Source organism: Mycoplasma sp. 4079 (assembly GCF_047785185.1).
Lineage (GTDB): Bacteria > Bacillota_I > Bacilli_A > Mycoplasmatales > Metamycoplasmataceae > Mycoplasmopsis.
Genome location: NZ_JBLNNG010000002.1, coordinates 37188 through 64147 on the forward strand (window position 1 = coordinate 37188; position 26960 = coordinate 64147).

26 protein-coding genes are annotated in these 26960 nt (G+C 27.8%); 14 read left to right on the forward strand and 12 right to left on the reverse strand.

Annotated features, from left to right (window positions below):
• Window positions 1–8 precede the first annotated feature (8 nt).
• A complete protein-coding gene (locus tag ACMZI9_RS00755) occupies window positions 9–404 on the reverse strand; it encodes a hypothetical protein (protein WP_323176650.1) in 396 nt (131 codons plus the stop codon).
• Between the two features lie 87 nt (window positions 405–491).
• On the reverse strand, window positions 492–1271 hold the full coding sequence (locus tag ACMZI9_RS00760) for a hypothetical protein (RefSeq protein ID WP_323176649.1): 780 nt from the start codon (window positions 1269–1271) through the stop codon (window positions 492–494).
• A 136-nt stretch (window positions 1272–1407) separates the two neighbouring features.
• On the opposite strand from ACMZI9_RS00760, the gene ftsY reads away from it, so the two are divergent.
• Together ftsY and ACMZI9_RS00770 are read left to right on the forward strand one after the other, a co-directional pair.
• Window positions 1408–2457: a signal recognition particle-docking protein FtsY gene (gene ftsY / locus ACMZI9_RS00765; RefSeq protein WP_323176648.1), complete on the forward strand. Its 1050-nt coding sequence runs from the start codon at window positions 1408–1410 to the stop codon at window positions 2455–2457.
• On the forward strand, window positions 2447–2677 hold the full coding sequence (locus ACMZI9_RS00770) for a sigma factor-like helix-turn-helix DNA-binding protein (protein WP_323176647.1): 231 nt from the start codon (window positions 2447–2449) through the stop codon (window positions 2675–2677). The genes ftsY and ACMZI9_RS00770 overlap by 11 nt, the downstream gene beginning before the upstream one ends.
• An 837-nt stretch (window positions 2678–3514) precedes the next feature.
• On the opposite strand, the gene ACMZI9_RS00775 is transcribed toward ACMZI9_RS00770, so the two are convergent.
• From ACMZI9_RS00775 to argS, 5 genes are all read right to left on the reverse strand, one after another.
• Entirely contained in the window at window positions 3515–5467 is a 1953-nt protein-coding gene (locus ACMZI9_RS00775; protein WP_323176646.1) for a DNA topoisomerase subunit B, read from the reverse strand.
• Window positions 5468–5707: 240 nt separating this feature from the next.
• Window positions 5708–6829 (reverse strand): thermonuclease family protein, encoded by a 1122-nt coding sequence (locus ACMZI9_RS00780; protein WP_323176645.1) that lies wholly within the window; start codon window positions 6827–6829, stop codon window positions 5708–5710.
• 82 nt (window positions 6830–6911) lie between these two features.
• Window positions 6912–7778: a class II fructose-1,6-bisphosphate aldolase gene (gene fba, locus ACMZI9_RS00785; RefSeq protein WP_323176644.1), complete on the reverse strand. Its 867-nt coding sequence runs from the start codon at window positions 7776–7778 to the stop codon at window positions 6912–6914.
• Between the two features lie 13 nt (window positions 7779–7791).
• On the reverse strand, window positions 7792–8043 hold the full coding sequence (gene rpoE / locus ACMZI9_RS00790) for a DNA-directed RNA polymerase subunit delta (RefSeq protein ID WP_257089423.1): 252 nt from the start codon (window positions 8041–8043) through the stop codon (window positions 7792–7794).
• 17 nt (window positions 8044–8060) lie between these two features.
• Entirely contained in the window at window positions 8061–9716 is a 1656-nt protein-coding gene (argS, locus tag ACMZI9_RS00795) for an arginine--tRNA ligase (RefSeq protein WP_323176643.1), read from the reverse strand.
• A 164-nt stretch (window positions 9717–9880) separates the two neighbouring features.
• Between argS and ACMZI9_RS00800 the strand changes: the two genes are divergently transcribed.
• The 7 genes from ACMZI9_RS00800 (at window position 9881) to nusG (ending at window position 16657) form a co-directional block, all read left to right on the forward strand.
• The gene (locus tag ACMZI9_RS00800) at window positions 9881–11113 is read left to right on the forward strand and encodes a class I tRNA ligase family protein (RefSeq protein ID WP_323176642.1); all 1233 of its coding nucleotides are present in this window, start codon (window positions 9881–9883) and stop codon (window positions 11111–11113) included.
• 7 nt (window positions 11114–11120) lie between these two features.
• Window positions 11121–11885, forward strand: a complete 765-nt coding sequence (rlmB, locus tag ACMZI9_RS00805; protein ID WP_323176641.1) for a 23S rRNA (guanosine(2251)-2'-O)-methyltransferase RlmB — start codon at window positions 11121–11123, stop codon at window positions 11883–11885.
• Window positions 11886–11896: 11 nt separating this feature from the next.
• On the forward strand, window positions 11897–12496 hold the full coding sequence (locus ACMZI9_RS00810; protein ID WP_323176640.1) for a hypothetical protein: 600 nt from the start codon (window positions 11897–11899) through the stop codon (window positions 12494–12496).
• Between the two features lie 1036 nt (window positions 12497–13532).
• Window positions 13533–15533 carry an SGNH/GDSL hydrolase family protein gene (locus tag ACMZI9_RS00815; RefSeq protein WP_323176639.1) on the forward strand — a complete coding sequence of 667 codons (2001 nt, stop codon included), beginning with the start codon at window positions 13533–13535 and terminating at the stop codon, window positions 15531–15533.
• 100 nt (window positions 15534–15633) lie between these two features.
• Window positions 15634–15783 (forward strand): 50S ribosomal protein L33, encoded by a 150-nt coding sequence (gene rpmG / locus ACMZI9_RS00820; protein ID WP_323176638.1) that lies wholly within the window; start codon window positions 15634–15636, stop codon window positions 15781–15783.
• A 2-nt stretch (window positions 15784–15785) separates the two neighbouring features.
• A complete protein-coding gene (gene secE, locus ACMZI9_RS00825; protein ID WP_323176637.1) occupies window positions 15786–16043 on the forward strand; it encodes a preprotein translocase subunit SecE in 258 nt (85 codons plus the stop codon).
• Between the two features lie 11 nt (window positions 16044–16054).
• A complete protein-coding gene (gene nusG, locus ACMZI9_RS00830) occupies window positions 16055–16657 on the forward strand; it encodes a transcription termination/antitermination protein NusG (RefSeq protein WP_323176636.1) in 603 nt (200 codons plus the stop codon).
• 164 nt (window positions 16658–16821) lie between these two features.
• Here nusG and ACMZI9_RS00835 read toward each other — a convergent pair whose 3' ends face one another.
• Window positions 16822–19929, reverse strand: coding sequence for a type I restriction endonuclease subunit R (locus tag ACMZI9_RS00835; protein WP_323176635.1), 3108 nt, complete (start codon window positions 19927–19929; stop codon window positions 16822–16824).
• On the opposite strand from ACMZI9_RS00835, the gene ACMZI9_RS00840 reads away from it, so the two are divergent.
• The 4 genes from ACMZI9_RS00840 to ACMZI9_RS00855 all read left to right on the forward strand — a co-directional run bounded on the left by ACMZI9_RS00840 (window position 19930) and on the right by ACMZI9_RS00855 (window position 22734).
• Complete coding sequence (locus ACMZI9_RS00840; protein WP_416099055.1) at window positions 19930–20586, forward strand: hypothetical protein; 657 nt, start codon at window positions 19930–19932, stop codon at window positions 20584–20586.
• A gap of 30 nt (window positions 20587–20616) precedes the next feature.
• Window positions 20617–21237 (forward strand): restriction endonuclease subunit S, encoded by a 621-nt coding sequence (locus ACMZI9_RS00845; RefSeq protein ID WP_416099056.1) that lies wholly within the window; start codon window positions 20617–20619, stop codon window positions 21235–21237.
• A 177-nt stretch (window positions 21238–21414) separates the two neighbouring features.
• A complete protein-coding gene (locus ACMZI9_RS00850; RefSeq protein ID WP_323176631.1) occupies window positions 21415–21897 on the forward strand; it encodes a hypothetical protein in 483 nt (160 codons plus the stop codon).
• A gap of 36 nt (window positions 21898–21933) precedes the next feature.
• Window positions 21934–22734, forward strand: a complete 801-nt coding sequence (locus tag ACMZI9_RS00855; RefSeq protein ID WP_323176632.1) for a tyrosine-type recombinase/integrase — start codon at window positions 21934–21936, stop codon at window positions 22732–22734.
• Here ACMZI9_RS00855 and ACMZI9_RS00860 read toward each other — a convergent pair.
• The 3 genes from ACMZI9_RS00860 to ACMZI9_RS00870 form a co-directional block, all read right to left on the reverse strand.
• Window positions 22724–23260: a hypothetical protein gene (locus ACMZI9_RS00860; RefSeq protein ID WP_323176633.1), complete on the reverse strand. Its 537-nt coding sequence runs from the start codon at window positions 23258–23260 to the stop codon at window positions 22724–22726. The genes ACMZI9_RS00855 and ACMZI9_RS00860 overlap by 11 nt on opposite strands.
• A gap of 96 nt (window positions 23261–23356) precedes the next feature.
• Window positions 23357–24424, reverse strand: coding sequence for a restriction endonuclease subunit S (locus tag ACMZI9_RS00865; RefSeq protein ID WP_416099057.1), 1068 nt, complete (start codon window positions 24422–24424; stop codon window positions 23357–23359).
• Complete coding sequence (locus tag ACMZI9_RS00870) at window positions 24424–24831, reverse strand: restriction endonuclease subunit S (RefSeq protein ID WP_323176628.1); 408 nt, start codon at window positions 24829–24831, stop codon at window positions 24424–24426. Before ACMZI9_RS00870 ends, ACMZI9_RS00865 begins: the two co-directional genes overlap by 1 nt.
• A gap of 7 nt (window positions 24832–24838) precedes the next feature.
• Here ACMZI9_RS00870 and ACMZI9_RS00875 point away from each other — a divergent pair, with 7 nt between their 5' ends.
• The gene (locus ACMZI9_RS00875) at window positions 24839–25357 is read left to right on the forward strand and encodes a restriction endonuclease subunit S (RefSeq protein ID WP_416099058.1); all 519 of its coding nucleotides are present in this window, start codon (window positions 24839–24841) and stop codon (window positions 25355–25357) included.
• Here the strand turns inward: ACMZI9_RS00875 and ACMZI9_RS00880 are convergent.
• On the reverse strand, window positions 25326–26804 hold the full coding sequence (locus ACMZI9_RS00880; protein WP_323176626.1) for a class I SAM-dependent DNA methyltransferase: 1479 nt from the start codon (window positions 26802–26804) through the stop codon (window positions 25326–25328). The genes ACMZI9_RS00875 and ACMZI9_RS00880 overlap by 32 nt on opposite strands.
• Between the last annotated feature and the right edge of the window lie 156 nt (window positions 26805–26960).

Here is a 26960-nt window from a genome sequence, read left to right on the forward strand (position 1 = left end):
TTCCCTCTTTAAAGTTTTATTTTATTTTTATTGATTTTTGTACTTTTTGTATCTTCCTGTTTATTGTTCTCTGGATAAAGAGAATTTAGGACATATTTTAATTCAGGTAGATTATTATCGAAAATTACATAATCATCCATGAAGTCAATTGAATTCATTTCAAGATTTAATTCAAGCTTATTTAATTGCTCTTTGATTTTTAAGATTTGTTCATAAGGTTTATACAAATCTGATTTAGGTATCGTTTTAGTGTTTGAAATGGTGTTGATGTATTTTGGGATGAAAACAGAAGTGTTTGAAAATGTTTTATACAACCATTCGTATTCTTTTTTCAATTCAACATCATCATTTATTGCAAGAATTTTCATTCTTTTAAATAATTTAGTTTCTCTATCAACACTCATTTTTACGTACCTCTTTAAATTCCTTTTTATTTTAGCATAATAAATTAATTATATTAATTTATTACAAAAAAAGAGCATTTGAGCTCTTTATGCAAACTTTTTAAGTACTATTTCCTCAAATAATTTTTCATCAATTTTGTTAATAACTGACACTTCTTTTTGTGCTGATTTAAGCACAAAAAGGATATATTCTTTGTTATTGCTAAAATGTGAAGCTAACAATGTATCTTCTGTAAAAGTCACTTCATTTTGTTCATAAACTTTATTAACATACGGCGATTGTGAAATAAAGAAAATTGATTGATCTACAATTTTGCTTAAAAACATTTTTGTTCCAAATTTCTTAAAAAACAACATATTCCCAACTTGATCCTTGAATGTTACAGGTATGTTTCTTGAATATTTGTTTGCTCTTGTGAATGAACCAAGAATGTTAATGTCATATTTTTCGATATCAAATTCATCAAATTCTTTCTTAGAAATTTGAATTCTTGATTTTTGAACAAATACAATCACAATAATCATAAATGAAATTAAAACTGCAAGCATAACACAAGATAAATAGAATACTATTGATGAAACTGAAATTGCACTGAATGAAAGTGTGACTGTTTCGGTTGTTTTTGTTTTTTCATTAACTTGTGAACCAATTAATTTAATTACTTCTGTAGCATTTAAAACAAATAAAATTAAGCTAATTGCAAAGAAGCCAAATCCAGCTAATGCTGAATAAATTGATTTCATTTGCATGTCTTTGTATGCGAATCTACCCTTAATTAATTTAAGGTAATTGATTAATCTATATGCACAGTAATAAATGATTAAAGTAAATATTACTTGCATAGCTACCATTACTAAACTACTCATAAAATTATTTTACTATATTTAAATACCTATACTCAATATAAAGCAGAAATATATTTTTATTTTTACGACTTGCACACTATGGTTTTAGTTTTATTTAGCTGATGTGATATTTTGATTTATAAAGTAAAATATAGATATGGGATTTTTTAAAAATTTAGTAAATAAGGTTTTTAATAGAAAACCTAAAGATGTTGAACAAGTTCAAGAAGAATTAGACAAAAAAGAGCATAAGAAAATAATCACAAGTGAGAAATTTAAGAAGTATGAACAAGGTTTAAATTCTTCTGCATCATTTGGAAAAAAACTTTTAGAGCTACAAAATAGACACGTAAAACTTGATGAAGACTTTTTTGATGAGTTTGAAGAGTTATTGATTATGTCTGATATTAATGCTTCATTAGTTGATGTTATGGTAGAAAGAATTAAACAAGAAATTAGATTAAACAACATTGACGATCCAAAAATGATTGGAGAAATTGTTGCTGATCAAATGTTTACAATTTACACAAACAACTCAGTTGTTAACACAAACCTAAACTATGAAGTTGGCAGATTAAATGTTTTTGTTTTTGTTGGTGTTAATGGATCAGGTAAAACAACTTCTATTGCTAAAATAGCAAACAAATATGTTAAAGAAGGGAAAAAAGTTTTAATTGCTGCTGCTGATACTTTCAGGGCCGGTGCCGTTGATCAATTAGGTGTTTGAGCACAAAGAATTGGTGCAGAAATTGTTAAACCTGCTCACGAAGGAGCTGATCCTTCTAGTGTTGTTTATCAAGCAGTTTCTAAAGCTAAAGAAGAAAATTATGATTTATTAATCATCGACACTGCCGGTAGATTACAAAATAAAGTTAACCTTATGAAAGAACTTGAAAAAATGATTGGTGTTATTAGAAAATTTGAACCTTCAGCACCACATGAATCATTATTAGTTCTTGATGCAACTACAGGTCAAAATGGATTATCTCAAGCAAGAAACTTCAAAGAAATTGCTAACTTGACTGGGATTATTCTTACCAAAATGGATGGAACATCAAAAGGTGGAATTGTTTTATCAATTAAAGATGAATATGACCTTGATGTTAAATATGTTGGTTTAGGTGAAAAACTAGATGACTTACAAGAATTTGATCTTGAATTATTTATTTATCAAATGACAAAAGCATTAATTGATAATGAACAATAAGTCATTAGAAAAAGTAATTAAATACACAGAGTTATTTGATAAATATGGTAATTTATTAACTCAAAATCAACAGCAAGTTTTTAAGTTATATTATGAACAAGATTTATCATATGCAGAAGTTGCTGAAGTCATGGCTACAAGTAGACAAGCTGCAACTGATGCAGTTAATAAAGCAATTCATAATTTACTTAAAATTGAGGAAAAAATGAACAAAATGTAGATGCTTTTGCATCTTTTTTTGTACAAAAAACACATCCAAGTACCATTAAATTGGATGTGCTAATAGGATATTATATGTATATTTTATGATTGGTTCAAGTGACGACTCTTGAACCAAATTATTTAATTAAAAATAAATTTTGATAAAGGAGTAATCTATGGAATTACCAAAGAATATTAATATCTACTAATTAATAAAGATAGTTAATATTTTGAAAATTTAAAATTTATATATGACGAACTGTGTGTTTAAATTTACAAAATTACTCAAATAAATATGATTAAAATTTCTTTATTTTAAAGAAATGTAAATACAAAATTTACTCTATAAAATAATGATAAAAATAAAAAGTTAAAACAACTAAATATAATATATAACAAAAATATAGTGAATATCTTTATTGATAATAATAAACTTGTATAAAAAACCTAATAATTTTAATGATTAATAATAAATGATATTAATAAATGTCTGTCTATTTTGTGACTTTATAAATTAAATTTTAAAATAATAGAATATTTTTTTGATATATAAAAGAATTTCCCTTTTGTTGCGACAATATATTTGTCGCACTTATATCATATTCCTTTTTAGTAAAGAAAATTATGAGCATAAAAATATTTTTTTAAAATAATTTTTGACTTTTATAATAGTGTGTAAGCGATAAAAGTTTTTCCTTATTTTTGAGGTTCAAAAAATTTTATATATTCCATTCATGTAATTTAAGGATTTTGTAATTTTTGTTAAAAATTAGTTGCAATAAAGTTTTAAATCTAAGCCTAAATTTTAGTGAAGAAAAAGCACATCCAGTTCATTTTTGGATGTGCATTTTTGACATTATAAATCGATATTTTTTACGTATTTTGCATTCTTTTGAATGAATTCTCTTCTCGGTTCAACTCTTTCGCCCATTAAGGTTTCAAAAATTGAATCTGATTTGTAAATGTCTTCAATTTGCACTTGAAGCATTTTTCTACGTTCAGGATCCATAGTTGTTTCTCATAGTTGTTCAGGATCCATTTCTCCAAGCCCTTTGTAACGTTGAATTGTAATTTTTTGACTAGGGTTTAATGTTGTGATTATTTCGTCTTTTTGATTATCGTTGAAAGCGTATTCAACAAATTTATTTTGTTGAATTTTGTATAAAGGAGGTTGAGCTATGTAAATAAATCCATACTCAATTAAAGGTCTAAAGTATCTGTAGAAGAATGTTAATAATAAAGTTCTAATGTGAGCACCATCGACGTCGGCGTCAGTCATAATAACAATCTTGTGGTATCTTAATTTGTTGATGTTAAATGTTTCTCCTCAACCTGTACCAATAGCTGTCATTAATGATGAAATTTCTTCTGAAGAAAGAACTTTTTCTTGACGAGATTTTTCGACGTTAATAATTTTCCCTCTTAATGGTAAGATAGCTTGAGTTTTTCTATCTCTACCCATTTTAGCCGAACCACCAGCTGAGTTCCCTTCGACAATATATAATTCAGAAATTTCAGGATTTTTAGATGTACAGTCAGCTAATTTACCTGGTAATCCACCTGATTCGAAAACATTTTTTCTTCTTGCATTTTCTCTAGCTGCATTAGAAGCTAAACGCCCCTTTTTAGCCATAGATGCAATTTCAATAATTTTCTTAGCATCAGCAGGATTTTCATTTAAGAATCTTTCTAAAATTGGACTAAACACTCTGTTAACAGCTTGACGAGCATCTTTTGAACCTAATTTTCCTTTTGTTTGTCCTTCAAATTCTGGATCAGGGTGTTTGATTGAGATAACTGCTGTAACACCTTCAATTAAATCGTCACGAGTAAATTTGTCACTTTCAGATTTAATAACACCTTTTTCAATTGCATAGTTATTAATTAAACGCATTAAGGCATCATAGAAACCAGAAACGTGAGAACCACCTTCATGTGTTGAAATGTTGTTTGTATATGAAATAATGTTTCCACGATATAAATCAGATAAGTATTGCATACCGACTTCAACACCAATAACAACATCCTCATCTTTATTATTTTTAACAGCAAATTCTCCATCTGCATAAATAACAGGTGTAACTGGCTTGTAACCGTCGCTTAATTCGTGTACGTAGTCAATAATTCCATTTTCATATAAGAATTCATAGTGTGTGTTATCTCTGTAGTCAGATACTGAAACATATAGACCTTTGTTAAGGTGTGCAATTTGCTTCGCGTGGTCTAAAATAATTTCTTTATCAAATGGTAATTCTTCCATAACTGAATAGTCAGGATGGAATTGAATTTTTGTTCCTGTTTCATTTGGGTTAGCAAGTTTTTCAATAACTTCTGTTGACTTAATAGTTTTCCCACCATTAGCAAACTCTGCATAGTATAAGTTCCCGTTTCTTTTAACTCAAGCTTTAAATGAGTCTGATAAAGCATTAACAACACTAGCCCCAACCCCGTGAAGTCCACCAGAAACTTTATATGCATTAGATTCGAATTTACCACCAGCATTAAGTTTTGTTAAAACAACCTCAAGTGCACTTATTCCAAATCTCGCGTGTGTATCAACAGGAATTCCACGACCATTATCTTCAACAATAATTGAGTTATCTTGTGTAATGATAATATCAATTCTATTGGCAAAACCAGCCATAGCTTCATCGACAGAGTTATCTACAATCTCTCAAATTAAGTGGTGTAAACCTGATTTAGATGTTGACCCAATGTACATACCAGGTCTTTTTCTAACGTGTTCTAATCCTTCTAAAAACTGAATATTACTTGCATCATAGTTATGCTCTTTTTTAACTTCAGACATCTATACCTCCATGTGTAAATGTAAATTTTAATAAATATTACATATTTATTAAAATATTATATAGATTTTTCAGAAAAATAGATTGTTATATTTGTGCAAGCGCATTTTTACTTTTACGGCTTGTACACTATTATAAAAGTGAAAAAATGTCTATTTTTACTAACTCACATATGTGTATGTAATATGCATAATTTAAGCTAATTAAATTAGATAAAAAAATCAAGCTTTCGCTTGATCAAATTATCAGTTCTTTCTAGGGTTCTTATAAAATACATCTTCGATTGGGTCAACTCAGAAACCTAATCTATTTTCTTTTGCATAATTTTGAGAATTCTTAATTTTGTGATACATTGTTTGTTCTTCTTCAGTTTCTGCGTAGAATTTTGTATCTGAACGGTCTAATGTAATGTAAGCAACTCTAGCTAAACCTGCTCTAATAAGCTGGTTTCCAAACTCTAAATCAGGATTTTTTCTTTCGTCTGGATATAAGAATACAATTCATCTTCCATAATCATCTTCTTTTAACTTATTAAAGTAGAAGAAGAAACCATGTGATTGAACTTGTTCTACGTAGTATTTTTTAGAAATTTGAGCTCAATAATTTTCTTTTGAAGCTAATTCATCTGAATTTGAACCTTTATCTGTTTCAGGAGTATCGATTCCTCTAGATCTTAATCCTAGACTTCTACCATTACGATTAGTTGATTGAGTTCCTGGTTGAATACCACTAACTAAATTCATATATGCACCATATAATGTGTCACCATCAACAATTCCTGACATATCAACAACAGCATAGTTTTGAGGTAATGATTTTTTAATTGTTGTGCTAAAACCTAAACTTGTTTGTAAATTTAATGATGATAAGTAATCCATCTCTTGCTGACTAGCAAAAGCTAAAAATAATTTACTTTTATAATTTTCTAAATTTACATCAATTTTATTAAGTGATTCAATTAAGTTTTGCTCATTTGCATAAGTTTGTCTTAAAAATCTTGATGTTTCAGTTAAATTGTTATATGTTTTTGAACCTAAAAATCATTGATGTCTAATTTCAGCAGTCATTTCATTGGCACTATCAAAAACTTTTACAACATTTCCTGCTTGAGTTAATAAATCTTGATTAGTAGTGTTTGAGTTTATTTTATTTTTGTAGCCGTTAACTAATTCAACCAAATTATTGTCAGTTGAATAATTAGTTTTAACTGTTTCTAGTTTTTGGATAAGTTCACTATTTGAATTATTAATAGGATTTGATGGTTCTTTTGGAACATCGTTTTTATTACCACATGAAATAGATAATGTAGTAGCGACTGGTAAAATTGCAAGTGAACTGAATAAAGATAATTTTTTAAATTTCATCTTGTCTCTTTTCTATTTGTATATAAATATAATTTTATTCCTATTTAGAAATAATGTGTATAAAAAAAGCATCAAGATGATGCTAAGCTTTATCATTTGATCCGAACTCTAATATTTTTTGTTTAATTACCTTACGCATAGCTTCATAACCAGGTTTGTAAAGTTTTCTAGGATCATAATTTTTATCTTCAAGATCTTTGTTGTTAATAATAAATTCTCTAATCGCAGCGTGGTTTGCTAATTGTAAATCAGTGTTGATGTTAATTTTTGTAACACCTAAACTGATTGCCTTTTGGATTTGGTCAAGTGGAATTTCGCTACCACCGTGAAGAACAATTCCTAAACCAGTTTCACTTGATAATTTTTCAAGAACTTCAAAATTAAGACCTTGTCAGTTTTTTGGATATTTACCGTGGATGTTTCCGATCCCAGCTGCTAGAACTGTGATTTTTTCAGCAGCTAATTGTTTAGCTTCTTCAATATCTGCAATTTCACCGTTTCCAATAACGCCATCTTCTTCACCACCGATTGAACCAACCTCAGCTTCAACAGTCATATTTTTACTTTGAGCTAAGTAAACAAGTTTTTGAGTTAATTCTTTATTTTCATAAAATGGGAGGTGTGAACCATCGAACATAATTGAAGTAAAACCATCTGACTCAATAGCTTTAACACAAGCATCAAATGATCCGTGATCTAAATGAAGAGCTACAGGAATTGAAATTTTTAAGTCCTTAATAAGACCTGAAACTAAACCTGTTACAGTTTCATATCCACCTATATATTTCAGTGCTCCTTCTGAAACTCCTAAAATAACAGGCGAATTCATTTCTTGACATGTTGTAAGAATTGCTTTTGTTCATTCTAAGTTATTAATATTAAAATGAGGAACTGCGTACTTACCTTTTTTAGCTCTCTTGAGCATATCTTTTGCATTAACTAATGACATAAAAACCCACTTATTAGATATTTCTTAATTCTCAGTTTCCGTTTGCAAGTCTGTTGAATCTTTTATCAACTGTTAATAAACGGTATAACTCACCAATTTTTCTTTCTCTAACTTTTTCATATGGTGTGTTCATTGTAACGAATCTGTCTTCTCAGTCATATCTTAACTCGTCTTCAACAGTGTCAAAGATTTCCATAAATGCAAATTCGTCTGTTGGACGTGATGATACTAATTCGTATGCGATTTCTAACATTGTTTTGTACATAATAAATTCTCCTTTAATTACATTGATAAAGGTGCAGAAACACCAATTAAGTTAAGTCCAAGAGCTAAAATCGCTTGAACTGATTTGATAAGGTGAGCATATGTTGCTTCATCTTCGTGACCTAATAATTTAGTTTCAGCATAAAAACTGTTAAATGATTTAGCTAAATTAATTAAGTATTGTGTTAATAAGTTGACTTTTGAAGTTGACACAATTGTTTTAATTAATTCAGGGAATGAGTCTAATTCAATAATAAGTTTTTTAGCTTTATTTGTAAAGTTAATTTGATTATTAATTTCTTTTTGTTTTAATCTATTTAATAATGATACAGCTCTTGAGTGAGCATATTGAACTATAAATACAGGGTTATTAACATCAGTTGAGTTAGCTGCATCAATATCGAAATCAAATTTATTATTGATTTCCCTAGTGAGCATCATAAATCTAACTGCATCAGCTGAAGAGTAATCTAAAAGATCTTGCAAAGTAACTGCTGTACCAGCTCTTTTAGACATTTTAAATTCTTCTCCATCTTTTATTAATCTTACTAATTGAATAGTTAATATATCTAAATTGTCTGGATTGTAACCTAAGCATTGCATCGAAATTTTCATTCTTTGAATGTATCCTGAATGGTCTGCTCCTCAGATATTAATAAGTTTAGGTGACTTTAAGAACTTAAGTTCGTGATAAGCAATATCAGGTAAGAAATAAGTGTAATTTCCATCAGCTTTGATAAGTACACGGTCTTTATCATCGCCAAATTCTTTGGTTTTTAAGAATAATGCGCCATCTTCTGTGTATGTGTATTTGCTTAATTTTTTAAGAACTGGTTCAATTAAACCATCTTCTTTAATTGCTTTTTCAGAAGCAAATGTATCAAATGAAACATTTAATCTACCAAGATCTTCTCTGATTTTATCAAGCATAATATCTTTAGCTACAGTTGATAATTCACTTAATTTAACTTCATCAGCATTTAAGAAATAATCACCGTATTTTTCTTTAATTTTTGTAGCACATCAAACTATATCTTGACCTCTGTAGCAATCTTCAGGTAATTGTGCATCAATACCAAATAAGTTTTGATATCTTACATAAACTGAATTTGTAAGTACATTAATTTGATTACCTGCATCATTTACATAATATTCGGCTTCAACATCGTAACCAGCATGTCTTAAAATTCTAATTAAAGAATCTCCATAAGCAGCACCTCTAGCATGACCAACATGTAAAAATCCTGTTGGGTTAGCTGAAACAAATTCAACATTAACATGTTCTTTATTAATAAAGTCAGCTCCATAGTTTGTTGGATTTAAGTTAATGTTTTGTATTGTTGATAAAAATAATTGATTGCTTAAAACAATATTGATAAATCCAGGTACAGCAATGTCTATTTTTTGGTAGATATTTGAATTTGACATTTTAGCAACCAATTTATTTGCTACTTCAATTGGATTTTTAACAGCACAATGATTTTTTAAAATAAATGCAATATTTGTACTAAAGTCATAAACAACTTGATCGATGTTAATATTGTCAGGAACATTAGGTTGAGTGATATTAAAAACTAAATCTTTAACATTAAGATCCTTATTAACAAAATCTTCATTTTGCAACTCTATAACTGCGTCAATGATGTTTTGTTTTAACTGTTCTTTTAGTGTCATAATCCTCCTTATTTATAGATATATTTTATATATCTATTATATTAAAAAATATTTTTTATATAGCTAGGAAGCAACTAGTTTTATGTACCTTACACATAGTTATAAAAGTTAATTTTGCTTATATAAAATGGTAATTAAATATTATTTTTTATTATAATAACAATATGTTAAAAATATATGTATGTGGACCCACAGTTTACAATGATGTTCATATAGGAAATATGAGACCGATTGCAACTATGGACTTAATTTTAAAAGCTGCAAAGCAACTAGGAATTGAATATAAATTTGTTCATAATATTACTGATATTGATGACAAAATTATCAAAAAAGCCAAAGAACAAGGTGTTTCAGAAACTCAAGTATCGGAAAAGTATGGTAATTTATATTTAGATTTACTTAAACAATTCAGTGTTGACACTATAACTGACATTGAATACGTAACCAAAAATATTGATTTAATTGATAACTTCATTCAAAGATTAATCAAATCGAATAATGCATATTTAGACAATGAAGGCAATGTTTGATTTGATGTCATAAAAAACCAAAATGACTATGGTATTGTTTCAAAACAAAAAATTGAAAACATGAAATTTGAAGATAGTGAACTTTCTTCAAATAAAAAAGCACCTGCTGATTTTGCTTTATGAAAAAACACAACTGAAGGTGTTAAATACAATGTTTCTTTTGGTGAAGGTAGACCAGGATGACACACAGAATGTGTTGCCTTAATTGAAAAACATTTTGGAGATTCTGGTTTAGATATTCACGGAGGAGGGATGGACTTAACATTCCCACACCATGAAAATGAAAATATTCAATTCTATGCTTTAAATCAAAAACAGCTTTCAAATAAATGATTAAGAACAGGTCAAATTAATTTAAATGGAATTAAGATGTCTAAGTCATTACAAAACGTAATTTTAGCTTCTGACTTTCTTAAAAATTATTCAGCTGACTATTTTAAAATGATTTTATTATTAAACTCATTTACAGGTTTGATCAATATTGATGAGAATTTAATTAATAATGTTGAAGTGATTTTCAAGAAAATTAGCAAAATTTACTTCTTAAATGCACTATTAAACAAACAAAACAATTCACAAATTAACAATGAATTAGCCAAAGAAGCATTCACATATATTTTTGAGCAGAGATTTTCTGACTTTAACAAACTTACTAATGATCTAATTAAAAATATTAATAAAGACAAAAACACCTTGCACATAGCGACATTAGTATATATTTTTGATAAGTTAGGTTTTGAATTTAATAAATTCGATTACAAAAAATATGTTCCAATTTATCAAAAATGACAAGAGTTTTTAGCTCAAAAAGATTATCAAAATGCTGACAAATTAAGAAACGAATTGATTGAAAATAATTTAATATAAGGTAAATATGAAAAAATTACACGAAAAACAAAAAAAATATGATATGACCACTAAAAAAGTGGGAGAATTAATTGTGTATGGGAAAAATTCTGTTATTGACTGTGTCAATAATAAATTAGATATTTCTGAAATACACATAACTGATGAAGGAAGTTTAAAGTACTTTAAAGGTGATAACACTTTAAGGGGTATAAAAATTGTTATCACTGATAAGAAAACTTTAGATGAAGAAACAAAAGAAAACCATCAAGGTTTTAAAGCAATCTTAAAATCTGTTAATTACAAGGGGCTTGACGATTTAGGAAGATTGCATAAGGATAATTCACCAATTCTTGTGTTGGATAAAATTCAAGATCCACATAACTTTGGTGCAATTATAAGAACAGCAAATGCTGGGGGAATTAAGCATATTATTTTCCCTAAAGATAATGCAGCTGTAATTAATTCAACTGTATTAAAGGTTTCATCAGGTGGATTTGTAAATATGAATTTTTACAGAGTTAATAGTCTTAATGCGGCCTTAACTCAACTCAAAAAAAGAGGTTATTGAGTTTATTCAACTGTATTAGATGAAAAAGCTCTTCCATACACAACGGTGGAATATGACAGACCTACAATTTTAGTTGTAGGTAACGAAGGTGATGGAGTATCGAAAAGTGTGCTTTCAGTCACAGATCAAACAATCTATATTCCACAAAGGGGGAATGTGCAATCTTTAAATGTATCAGTAGCAACAGGTATTATTGTGTTCGATGCATTAACTAAATGATAAGAAAATATCATTTGAACGATAAGTTTCTCTCTGAATTTTTGAAACTCGAAAATGACAAGTATTATTTAGTTTCAAAAATCATTTCTGCTTTCAGTATACAGCACAGTAAGTCAATAGATGTTTTGTCTAGAAAAATTAGTTGAGTCTTTGGTAAGGTATCTATTGAGCTAGCAGAAATTAAAAATGTTATACTTCATGAATTTTTAGGAATTTTTCTAGAAGTTTCTTCAGAAGTTTTTTGTAAGGATTTTAAATCCTATTCTCATTTCGAATCATTCATTTGAAATAAATTAAAGTTAAAGACCCTGAATTTCTTCCACTCAGAAATTAACTCTCAATATATTTTTGATGATGGCATTGCTAACAAAAGGGCAAATTTACAAAAAATTCTAATAGACATGGAAAATAGTGTAGTTGATAACTCACATAGTCCAAAACAACTTGATTATCAAATTAAAACTCAAAAAATACACTCAAGAAATCATTTTTTAAATAGTAGTTATAAAAAGAAACACTCAGTTATGAAAACAACAGATTTAAATGTTGGTTCATCAATTGATATTGACATTATTTGTTCGAACAACCTTATTACTACATTGATATCAAGTTAAATAGAGCTTATGTTAACTTATATGTGCAAATTTTTAATTCTTCTTTCTCATATATATTTATCGTATATTTACATAAGTTTAGGTAATTTTTTTAAGGTATAAAACGCAGTAGATTTTTCAAATTATTTTGTGTTGATTTTTAAAATCTCTTTAATATGTTATGTTTTTTATAAACAAGCTATATTTTGCTTGTTGCTCCATTATTGTTTATATTTTTTTCAGACAAATCGTTTTTACTCTCTGGCGATTTTGTCCCTTCTATATTTTATTTTTTCACTTACAAAATATGCATGTATAGACCTTTTTTTGATTCTATCTATGTTTTTTCCGTATTTTAGGAAAACTCACTTGAATTTTATTTCCAATAATTATTCATTCTTGCATATTAATAACATTGGGTAAGTGTTAGGTTATGAAAACGTATCATCTCAGTTGCTTGGGGGAGTGTGTGGGATGGTCAAAATTAATTAAACTTGAATTTAAGTTTTAAGGGTTAAGGAAAATTCGTAAGTTTAATTAATATGTTTTCTCTTGTTGCTTTTTATTTTATTAGTGTAAATTTTGGGTTATTTCTCAAAATTACGGTTATCTTCTTTTATGTTGTGGGGACTGAACTCTTTTTCACTTTCCAGTTTATGTTCTTCATTACTCAATTTGGTTTTCATTAAATTTTTATAGTGTTTTAAACAAAATATAATATGGTTTTTAGTTTATTTGTTGGATTATTCCTTTCTCAACATTTGAAAAGTATTTCACTTTCTTATATTTATCCATTTATTAACTTTTATTGAATATAAGACTTTATTATTAAATGCGAAATACAAAATTGGTTCTAAATGAACCGAAATTCATTATTTTTTCTTCTCTCATCAGTTAGACATTTTCTGTTAAATGTCAAACACCTTTCTTTAATTTTATTATTTAATTTTTTACAATGTCTATTAGATTTCCACTTAACTTTTTTAAGTTAAGTGGTTTTTATGTCCTCTGTTTGTAAATTTTCTCTTTTTATATTATGTGCTAATATTTTATTAATATGAATAATCGCAATTTTAGAAATAAAAAATTTGTATTTATTGGTGACTCAATAGCGCAAGGTTTTGATTTATCTCAAGGAACTGGAACATATGGAAATTTAAATCAGTTGGGTTATGCTTATTCAGACTATTTCATTGAGTTAATTCAGAAGAATGTTGGTAGAAATTTAGACATTAAATATAGTAATTTAGGCCTATCAGCAAGCAAAATTAGTACTTGAATTAATATCGTTTCTGGTGAAGAGTTTACGGATGAAACAAGAGAGCTAATGCACATAAATAAAGTTCTAGCTCAAAAATTTAATCATACTTGTTTTAATTATGATTTTGATTCATATTTAAAAGAAATTAAGGAAGCAGATTACTTGTTTATAAACTCTAGTGGAATTGAATTTTTATTCAGCATTTCCTATGTAGACTTAGTTGAAGTAATGTCTCAAAAAGATTACTACCTTCAAAATAAACAAATTGATGATTTATTGAAAAATGTTAAACGTACAACACAGCAAATCATTAATGAATATATTGTTTTAGTTAACAAAATTAAAGAAGTTAATACAAATTGCAAAATCTATTTAGTCGATTATCCTATTGCTTCATTACCTGTACTTAACAAGTTGATTCTTAAAAACAAAGATAATCTTTTAAACAAGAGTTATTCTATTTTTAAATCTATATACAAGGTATTTCAGAATATTTTTGCAGAAGTTTCAGCAGCAACAAATGCTAAATATGTTGAAATATTTGACTTTGAACAATGTTTAAGAAATGAACGCAAATGATATCAGTTGTTTTTAGATATTCATTGCAGTAAGAAATGTTATAAATACATTGGAAAGAAACTTTATCTAAATTTTGCTAAAGAGCATCATTTAAATAAATTTACTTGAACTAAATTTAGAAGTATTCCAATATACCCCGATAACAAAATTATTGATCTTGTTCAAACTTGATACAAAGAATTAGGCGTTCTAGAAGGTTCGTTAATTAGAATTTATATAAGCACAATTAGCAATTCATTGATTACTGAGAAACTAACTAAAGGTTTAGATATCACTCTTAATTTCAGTGCAATTCTAAATGAGAATGTTATGTCACTCATTGGTAAGATTTTCCATGACGAAAACGTACTTGAATATATTGAAAATAAATTCAGTTCACTAAAATTCACAGACACATTAATCGACTTTTTAGCTAATAATCAAGAGTTTGTTACATTGATTGATAATGTTGAAAAATTCTTTACTAGAAACAAAAACATTTCCCTTAATAAGTTTTGACAATTCTTTTTAGTTTCAAATGAAAAAACATTGTTTGATATAACAAAAAAATTCTTTGAAAAGTACCCTAATTTTAAAGAAGAGATAATTAATTTAATTCATTTTATCCTTGGAGAGTTAAATAAAAGAAAATTTATTAAGATTCCAATTGATATTAGAAAGATTGATTATGAGTTTAATTTAGATTTTTCATTAGTAAAAAATGATTTAGATGAATTTATGATTATTTTTAAAGAGTACTTTTTATCAAGTTCACATTTTGTTAGCTTCGAAAGTTACTTTAATAGTTTTATTATTCAAAACAAAGAGCTAATCAAACAAATATCATCGAAGTTTCTAAACATTGTTTTAGAACAATTGTTCACTGATAAGGATAAATTAATTCAATTCATTTTAGCCTATTGCAAGATTGATTATAAATATCTCTCAAGAAGAGATTTTGAAGCTCTTGATAGATATGTAGATAAGTTATTGAGCAACTTAAATATGACTAAAATGCAAAATAAAATCATTAATGAAACAATCAACTTTATACTAAAAACACCTAAAATGAAGCTTATTAGTTCTAACAACATTATGCTTATTGGACTTATTATTAAGAATCAATTTAGAAATAGATTATTTTTAAGCTTAGTTAGAGGTAATTTAGCCCCAACAGTTAATTTAGGAGTGCGTTTAACATTTGCAAAAGTGAGATCAATATTTAGATGAAGAAAGTAATGTGTTATATTTTTCACATGTAAATAATTTCAATTAAACCTATTACATAGCATTCATTTACTTAATGTATATTGTAATGTTGTGGTAAAATTAAAACACTATGAAAAGTAACAAGGTATCAATTGCATGCGAATTATGCAGAAAGAAAAATTACGTGACAATTAAAAGTGCTGGAAATGCAGAACGTTTAGTAATTAAAAAATATTGTCCTCATTGCAAACAACACTCAATTCACAAAGAAGAAGTTTAATTATGAGAAAAAATAAGAAAGCAAAAACTGAAAAAGTCGAAACAGTAAAAATGTCTTTAAAAGACAGATTTGAAAGCAGAAATAAAATTTATTTCTTTAGAAAGACTGTTAAAGAAATTAAACGTGTTCGTTGAGCAACTCCAAGACAAAATTGAATAAACCTTGTTAAAATTCTTGTTTTTACAGCTATATTTGCTTTATTTGTTTATGCAGTAACAATTGGATTTACAAAATTATGAGAAGTAATTGGTTCAGTTTAGAAAGGTAAATTATGAATAATTTTAAATGATACATGATCTCTACTGTTAGAGGAAAAGAAGAACAAGTTATCGAAGCTTTAAATAACCGTATTATTGCTGAAAATGTTGCAGAATCATTTAATCAATATGCAACACAAGATGGAGCTTTTAAAATCTTTAAAAAACCTATCTTAACAGCTAAAGAATTAGAAAAAAGACGTTTAGGTCACGAATACAAGGTTAAATACACAAATCTTTACCCTGGATACATTTTTGCAAATATGGATATGACAGATGAAGCTTGATACGTTGTACGTAACACACAAAATGTTACAGGTATCATTGGATCGTCTGGTAAAGGAGCAAAGCCTACGCCGGTTTCTTCTAGAGAAATTAGAAAAATGGAAAAAGCTGCCGAAGAAGCTACACACTTATTTAACTTAGGTAAAAACTTACAAGGACTTAAAATTAATGATTTAGTTGTAGTTTTAGATGGTCCATTTAAAGGTGAAATTGGTCCAATTAGATCATTAAACTTAGACGCAAATATTGCTACAATTCAAATTGAATCATTTGGAAAAAGAACTTCTGTTGAATTAAGCATCGATTCATTAGAACATTCAACAGAATACTAATCATTAGTGAAATTGAACAGTGTTAGCTGTTCTTTTTTATTCAAAATTTATCAGAAGAATAAAAAATGACTTTATTACCCACTAAAACAATCGTTTAATAAGTAATAAAGTCTAATTGTAATATTTCTTATAAGTCGAATTTGATATCCTAAACAATCTGAAGATTAATCTTCACTCATTATATATTCAGCTTGTTTAATTACATCATCTACAGCTTGTTTTTGATATTCTGGAGGATAATTATACTTCTTCAAATATTCTTTTATTTTTGTTCTCATTCTTGCTCTTGTGGATTCTTTATGGGCTCAGTCTGTTGATGCGTATTCTTCAACTACTGACTTTAATTCCCTAGCAATAAGTTTAAGCGTTTCATCGTTTAGTAATTCTTTAGCTGATTTATCTCTAATTAAAGCATCATAGAATGCTTTTTCTCTTCCAAATACACCAAGGTCTCTAGCTGTTTGTTCATCCCTTACCATTTCACTAGCGAATCCAACCAAATCAACAATAGTTTGTTCTGGTGAAAAAATAGCATCTCTATCATTATATTTTTCTAAGATTTTTCTTAATCTTTTACTGTATTCTTGAGATTTAAAATAATTATTTTTTCTAGATTCAGCTATTGCTCTTTCAAGTAACTTCTTGACAATTTGAACAAACACATGAGGAGGATTTTTTACTCTTAATTCTTCTATGTTTTTCTCACTCAACAATTCAATAACTTTACTTGAATCTTCTTTTGTTTGAGTTAATACTTTTACTTCATCACCTTTAATAGCATCTGCTAGAAGATTAGAAACATATTCGTTCATTTCTTTTATAGAGACAGTTGGAGTTTTTGCTCTAAGCTTTAGAATAAAACTTCTAATAGCTAAGTAATAATAAACATCATTTTTCTCTTCTTCAGTTAAAATACCAGCACAAACGACAAAGGCTTGCTTTACAGAAAAGGAAAGATCACTCATAAATGCATCTTCTCTTTTAGCTTCTTGTAACACAAATTCTGTTCCGATTTGTACAGCTTCAAATCTTTCTTGATCATTAGAGCTATAGAATTTGCTTTTATCAATTTTGTAAAATCATTCATTAAGTACACTTAATTTTTCTTTCAAGATGTCATAAATTTCTTTCTTTACATCTTGAACATTTTCTTGTCTATCTCTATCTGTATATTCTGTTAATGCTTCATTCAATGCTTTATTTAGACCTATGTAATCGACAATTAAACCATAATACTTACCTGGATAAACACGATTAACACGAGCAATAGCTTGCATTAAATTATAAGATTTGAGTCTCTTAATAAAATATATTGCATCTAAGTCGGGTACATCAAAACCGGTTAATCACATATCAACTACAATTGCGATTTTATATTTTGATGTATCTTTTTTAAATTCTTCACCTAACTCTTTTCTATATGCAGAATCTTTAAATAGATTACGCATTTCTTCTGTGTCTTTATTAGATTCAGTAACAACTAAAATTACTTGTTCTTTCATTTCAGGTACAATCTCATCAACTATTTTCTTATATAGTTTTAAAGCTGCATGACGAGTTTGACAAACAATCATGGCTTTTCCGTTTAAAGTACCCTTTCTCTCAGAATAATGAGCCATAATATCTCTAGCAAATAAATCAATCATGTCATCATCTTCTAAAATGACTTTGATTTTGCTCATTTCACGCTTTGATTTTTCTATTGCTTGATTATCTGCTTGTTCATTTTTCACTAAATCATTATAGTAATTATCAATTTGACTCAATATTGATTGATCTGTCCAAACTTTTGCAAGTCTAGATTCATAAAAAAGTTTTACTGTTGAACCATCGATAACTGATTGAGTCATATCGTAGACATCGATAATATCACCGAAAATGTCTGTTGTTTGTTTTTCTTTTGTTGATACCGGAGTTCCAGTAAATCCAATAAAAGTAGCATTAGGTAATGCTTCCCTAATATACTTTTCTACTCCATATTTGAAAACTGCTTCTAATTCATCAGTTTCTTTATTTCTTTCGTAATGAACAGTTTCATAAATTCCATAGTGCCCTCTATGAGCTTCATCAGTCATGACAATAATGTTTGAACGTTCATTTTTTGGTAAATGATGCTTATCGAATTTACCAACTGTAGTAAAAATTATTCCACCTTGTTTAATGTGTTTAAGCTTCTTAACTAAATCTTCTCTAGATGTAGCTATTTGAGGTTCGCATTTTAGGTAATTACGCGCACTAAAGAAAGTTTTATAAAGTTGATCATCTAAGTCGATTCTATCTGTTAAAACCACTATAGTTGGAACATTTAATTCTTTGTTAATCAATAATCTATGTGCAAGCATTAGCATTGAAAATGATTTACCACTACCTTGAGTATGTCAAACAATACCAGCTTTACCATTTCCGTTTGACTTAATGCTATTTAAAATTGATTGAACTGATTTTTTTACACCAAAATACTGGTGATACTGCGAGATTATCTTAACTGGTTTGTCATTTTTGTCTTGAATAAAGAAAATATTATGTTTAATAATATCTAGTAATCTGCTTTTTTCAAACACTCCATCTATGAAGGTATTTAGTTTAAATGCATAATTATCATCATAACCTTTTTTACCATCAACACTTTTTCACTCATTGTATCTATCGAATTTAGAAGTCAATGTTCCGATTCTAGTACTTACTCCATCAGAAATTACTAAAAAAGCAGAGTAATTAAATAAAGTTGGAATATCATAACGGTATCCATTAGACTCGCTGCTTCCACCTAATTGATTGTAAGCGTCTTCCAATGTTGCTCCAGTAGCATCTTCAACTAAAGTCTTAAGTTCCATTACAATTAAAGGAAGTCCATTTATGTACACAACTATGTCCGGTATTCTAGTCGATCTTCCTTCGTTGAACTTAATTTGATGAACTACTTGAAATGTGTTATTATCTACATTATCAAAATCAATGAATTTAATAAGAGGGTTAACTTGATATTTATTTGACTCAATTGTCACACCTTCTACTAAGATTTTGTGAACTAAAAAATTCCTTACGAATAAAGAAGGATTATCAACTCTCATAAGCATATTCATTGCTTCGTTAAGTATTTCTAAATCATCAAATTTATTTATTTCAATTAACGAATTTAAAAGAACTTCATTATTAATGAAATCATCAAGTTTTCTTTCACTTAGTCATGAATCGTCAAAATTTAAAAATTCAAAACCATTTTTTTCTAAAAGTTCTATAATGCTATTCTCAATAGTAGCTTCATTAAACATATGATTTTACCTCGAAATTATTATATAAAAAAGCAGTTATTTTTCTCAAAATTAATACAGATAGTTAACACTATAGGAAGCGTCGATGATTTAATTGAAAAAATTGAGGAGAAAATAAATTTTTTAAAAATAATCTCGACAAATCTTTATTCTCAAAATTCTGAATATCCATGTACACAAAATCTATCATTAGCAGATGTATGCTTAATAAAAACAGGAAAACTTAATGCTAATGAAGCTGATAAGGCCGGTTCTTTTCCGTTTTTTACATGTGGTACTAATGAGTTACTAATTAATGATTATGCTTTTGATTGTGAGGCTATAATAATTGCTGGTAATGGTGAAATCTCAGTTAAACATTACAAGGGCAAATTTAATGCATATCAAAGGACTTATGTATTAGAACCTCAAAAATATTTTTACTTGTTTCTAAAAGAATGTGAAAATAATATAAATGTTTTGAAAAATAATTCTCAAGGATCAGTAATTAAATTTATTACTAAACCAATGCTTGAAAAAATATCAATAAATTTAAACAATCATTCTGAAGAAATTAATGAGAAGATAGGTCAAATTTACAACTTAATTTTAAATTATAGAAATCAAATCTCTTTATTAATTAAAATTAAAGATATTTTATTCAGCAAATATTTCTAGATAGTTAACACTATAGGAACAGTTGATGATTTGATTGAAAAGACTTTAGAAATTTTAAATTCAATCAAGAGATTAAGAAAATTACTTTATAAGCATTTTTCTTTAAATTCAATCAGTACAGTACCGTTCAAAGAAATAGTGACTTTTGAAAATGGAGCTCAGCCTCCAAAATCAGAGCATATCTATGAAGAAAAAGAAGGTTATGTTAGATTTATTCAAAATAGAGATTATGATTCGGAAAATCATAAAACATATATACCTATTTCAAAACGAAATCATTTATGTAATAAGTATGACATTATGATAGATAAATATGGTGATGCCGGTGCTGTAAGGTTCGGTTTAGAGGGTGCATATAATGTGGCATTATTAAAAGTAATTCCGAATAATGAATTAATTAAAGAATATGTTAGAGATTTCCTTATGCAAGATGAAGTAAAAAATATTTTATACAACTCTTCTCAGGCATCAAAAAGACCGTCCTTAAACGATGATACGTTTTTAGGGTTAACAATTCCTCTATTAAATGAAAATGAAATCAAAACATATAACAAGATTGTAGTTATTCTTTTAAATTTAGAAATAGGCTATAAAGAAAAAATTTTAAAATTAAAGTCTATTAAAGAAAAATTACTTTTAAAATATTTCTAAATAGTTAACACTATAGGAAGCGTCGATGAACTTATCGAAAATTATTAAAATCAGATATCAAAAATATTAAACATAATTAGTATGTCGTTATCTGATAAAAGTCTCATTCCTTTTGAATATTACTCGCCTCAAATTATTAAATCTGGTATAAAAAAATATAATAATACCAAGAATTATTTGGACACATCGTCCGTAGAAGGTATTAACAATATTTTACAATTTGATTCATTCAACTTTGAGGACATACCATCTAGAGCAAACATGCAACCAGTGGTTGATTCAATATGATTCGCCAAGATGAAAGACTCAAAAAAGGTAATTATAGTGACAGAAAAAGATGATGATTTACTTAATAATTATATCTTTTCAACAGGATATTTAGGAGTCGAAGCTACAAACAAATTACCACTATCATTTCTAACAGGTATTATTTTATCCCCAAACTTTTTCGTTCAAAGAGACCTTAACTCTGTAGGGACAACCATGGCTGGGATTAATAATGAAACATTTAAAAAAATTCTTGTCCCTAAACTGTCTGATGAAGAGATAAATAGTTTCAATAAGGAGTTTAGTCCTTTAGTTATTCATTTAACTTGTTATAGAAGAAAAATAAAGAAGCTTAAAGAATTGAAGAATCTACTATTGAATAAATATTTCTAGATTTTAGTACCTTCCATAAATAGGAGGTATTACAATTTGAAAGAATTTATTTCATTTTTGCAACATCAAAATTTAACAAAAAATACTATTGATGCTTATGTTATTGCAGTTAAACAGTTTAGTGCAGAATTTAGTGAAATAACAAAGCAAAATTTATTAGCTTTTAAATCAATATTAGTCGATAAGTATAAGGGTAAAACTATTAATTTGAGAATTCAAGGAATCAACAAATATCTGGAATTTTTAAAGAAAGAAAAATTAAAACTAAAATACATAAAAATTCAACAAAAAAGTTTTTTAGAAAATGTTATCAGCGATGCAGATTACGAGTTCTTTAAAAACAAATTGCTCAAAGACAAAAATTATGAGTGGTATTTTATTGTTAGATTTTTAGGAGCAACTGGTGCTAGGATTTCTGAGCTTATTCAATTCAAATATGAGCATTTAATAAGGGGTTATATAGACCTTTACACAAAAAGTGGCAAAATAAGAAGAATATTCATACCCGTTAGATTAAGAAAAAAAGCGATAGAATATTATGATTCTATCACTAGAACAGAGGGTTATCTATTTCTTAATAAAGATGGTAATCAAATATCAACTAGAGGTATAGCTCATCAATTAAAATCACTAGCAAGAAAATATAATATGAATCTAAATGTAGTTTACCCACATTCTTTTAGACATAGATTTGCAAAAAATTTTTTAGAAAAATGCAAAGATATTGCATTACTAGCAGATTTAATGGGACACGAATCTATAGAAACCACTAGAATTTATTTGAGAAAAACAAGCGAAGAGCAACAGGAAATAGTTGACAAAATAATTAATTGGTAAAATATTTATTAAGAAGTATAGATTTAATATCTAAACATTTAGATTTTAACATTTTCACTTTAACCAATAATTCATAAATATAATTGAAAAAATCAATTTCATCATTAGTTGGTTCACAAGCTAATAACATCGGTATTGCCTTAGAAGCATGCAAAATTGTTGTGCCTTGCGAATTATCTTTGATAATAGACTGATTTAAATCGCTTAATAGTTCAAAGAAAGCAAAACCTTTATTTTCAGATATTACTTTATATATTCCTGATGAGTAAGCACCTGTTAAACCAACATTCACCCTTCCAGGAGCGCCATCAAATGCTATTAAAGTATCATCTGAGTGACATGTTTTTAGGTTTTGCGCTTTTTTTATGTAACAATTTTTTAATGAATCTAAATCACCTACTCTTAAGTACGGAATAAGACCGTCTCTATTTTGGGATTTTTCTATATAGTTGCTAGAACCAACCTCTATTCCTTTGTCAAATATCCCATATTTCGAGAAGGGAACGTGATTTCTAATAAAATTCAAGGAGTTTATTTTTCTTAATCCAATAGATTTAATTTTAGTCTCGATTAAGTCATAATTTTCAATAAGATCATCGACGCTTCCTATAGTGTTAACTATCTAGAAATATTTTGAAAGAAGATGTTTCTTCAAATTTGTTAATTTTCTAATATTCATTCTATTTTTTAGAATTGCGTCAAATATATAATCATATTTTTTAAAATAGTTAACGTCATTCTCGCTAAACGGAACTTTAATGTTTAAAAAATCTGAAATACTTAAGTTTGGTTGTGCACTACCGTGACCTAAACTAGAAATATTTTCCTTATCCATTAGTAAATAGGTATATATTAAAGCTTTCGATTCACAAGTAATCTTTATAATTCTTTGATTTAGATAACAATCTTCAGAATCAACAATACCTGTTCTACCTACGTACCCAGTCATGGTCAGTAAGATATCCCCGATTTCTAATTTAAATTTTTCATATTCTGGCTTCATACTAAAATAAGTGATATTATCAAGATTAAATCCAGAGTCTCCTATGTTTTTAATTGTAATTAATTTTCATGATGGAAGATTTGTATAATCCTTACTTTTAAATGTCCCACCAACAAAATATTTAATTACATCACCTAATTTGTTTACACTACTTTTATCATTAAAATAAATTTGATAAATATATTTTAGTAATTTTTCAAACAATATAATTTTTTGATTAGTTTTTTCAATCAAATCATCAACTGTTCCTATAGTGTTAATTATGTGATTTTGCATATCCATATCATGAATTCGAATTTTAAGATTTAAAAGATTACCTTGGGTAATTTTCGGTTGGACAGCGCCAGTTACTATTCCTTCGATATTTGTTGCACTCAAGCAATAGTATAGATACTTATTTAGAACAAGATTATTTGCTTTAAAAATATGAGAGTGATTACTTACTCAAAATTTCGAGTAGTGATTTGTCATATGAATTATAGGTTTTCCATCGTCAGTAATGACTGTACCATCTTCTGCCAACAATAGATATTCTCCTTCAAATAAGTAGTCATTAATATAATCTATTATGCCGTTTGCACTATAGTATGGATAGTTTCCTTGAATTCTTTTTCTTTCCATAGTTGATAAAGGTCTTCTCAAAGAGTCCTTAAAATCTACAAGATCTTTAAGTTTGTATTCAATCATTAATAATACCTCACAATGTTAACTATGTGTTGTTGTTCAATCATAGAGTGGATATGAATATTTAATTCATACAAAGTTTTAGTTGTTAAAGAAGGAACCGCAGCACCTTCAGAATATTTTGAAAAATCAATTGTAGAAAGATTGTAAAATAAATACTTTGGTAAAACGATGTTATCGTTAATCTCTGTATAAAACAAAGTATCAATTGTTCAAAACGGTTTGCTGATATAAAACGGCTTTGAAATAGTGCCTTTTCTACCGATTAATACTGATTCGTGGTCATATATAGGTTTAGAAGCATAACCAATTAAGCCACCAGTGCCTAGAATTGGAATATCACTATAATCAACTTCGACTTGATTTTGATTTTTGCCATATTTAATAGTTAATATATCTTTTAGTTTCATAAATATAATGATAAAGATAAAGAAAAAATTAAACGATATTTGTAAAAATATTACAGATGGAACACATTCTACCGTTTTAGATAATGCAAATGGTAATTGTTATTTACTAAGTTGCAAAAATGTGAAAAATGGAAGAATAAATATAACTAAGGATGATAGACGAATAGACAAAGACACTCTATTTCTCCTTAGGAATAGAACTAAAATGGAAATAGGTGATGTGGTTTTGACAACTGTTGGAACCATAGGTGAATCGAGTGTAATACAAGAATCTTTTCCAAATTATGAGTTTCAAAGAAGTGTCGCCATAATTAAACCGAATCCTTCACTTATATTAGCAAAATATCTTCATTACTACCTAATTTCACAATCAGGTAAGAATCAAATTAACCAAATGATAAAAGGAGCTGCTCAACCATGTTTATTTCTTAATGATTTAAAAAATATTTTAATTCCTTGTTTATCATTAGATTCACAACAACACATAGTTAACACTATTTTAATTCTTCCATTAATATCTCTTTAATTTTATCTTCTAGTTCTTTACCCTCCTTCATTAATTCTAATAATTCAGCAGTAGTCTTTCTTAACTCTTCTTGAATTTCTTCAGGAGATAATTTGTTAGACTCATCTGCTCCGACGTATCTTCCAGGATTTAAAGAGAAATCTTTTTCTTCGATTTCTTCTAATGTAGCCTTCTTACAAAAACCTGGTATATCTATAAGAGTGCCTTCTCTAAAATCACGATAAGCTTTAACAACTTTGTCTACATCTTCTTGTTCAAGGACTTTTATTTTTCTTGAGATTAATTTCCCTAAGTTGCCTGCGTTTACAAATAAAACATCGGTGTTAGTTTTTCCTTTATTTAAGATTCAGCATTGAACTGAAATGGTAACATTTGAAAATAATTTATTAGGCAATGCTAGAATTGCTTCAACCTTACCTGATTCAATCATAGCTTTTCTAATTTTGTAATCATCTTTAGTATTACTTGTTGTAGCTCCATTCGGCATCAATATTGCCGCTTTACCATTAGGTGCTAATTTAGAATACATTAATGAAAGTCATGCATAGTTAGCATTCTTCATGTCCGGTTTACCAAACACCCATCTAGGATCACCTTCAAGAGATGGTTTTCAATAATCTTTTAAATTGTATGGTGGATTAGCGATGATGTAATTTGCTCTTAAAGACTTATGTAAATCATCTGTAAAAGAATCAGCACTTTTTTCACCTAAATTTCCTTCAAGTCCTCTAATAGCTAAATTCATTTTAGCCATTTTTCAAGTTCCAGGGTTTGATTCTTGACCATAAATCGAGATGTTGTCAACGTTGCCTTGATGTTCTTTAACAAACTTAGAACATTGAACAAACATACCACCACTTCCACAACATGGGTCAAAAACTTTCCCACTATAAGGTTCTAAAATATCAACCATTAATTCAACAACAGATTTTGGAGTGAAAAATTCTCCACCTTTTGTCGGTATATACTTAGCAAAAGCGCCTACATAATACTCATAAACTTGGCCGAAGAAATCACCATCAGCATCTTCCATATTTAAATTATTAGAGAAAAAGTCTACTAAGTCTCCTAAAGCAGATTTATCTAAATCACTCTTAGAATAAGTTTTAGGAAGAATTCCTTTTAGTTGATTATTGTGTTTCTCAAGTTCGATGAAGGCATCGTCAATTACTTGACCTAAATCACTTTGTTTAGAGTGACTTGCTATATTGGTTCATAAAGCATTTTCAGGTACTAAAAATACATGGTCTTGAATGTAATAGTCTTCATCTTTTTCTCTACCATCACCAACTTTTTTTAGCTCTTTATATTTAGCAATGTACTTATCACTAACATATTTTAAAAAGACTAAGCCCAATACAACATTTTTATAATCAGCAGGATCACATTTGTCTCTTAGTTTTTCTGCTGCTTTTCATAAAACATTTTCATCAATTATTTGTGACATACTTATCCTTAAATTCCTTCAATATTTTCAATTATTTGATTATAACATAATCAAAGCTTTTTATTACTCTATCACTATATTCTGCATGTTTTTGGGTTAAATTAGGTTCTAGATTACTACAACTAGATTGCTGAATTTTATAAGAACAAGAAAAAT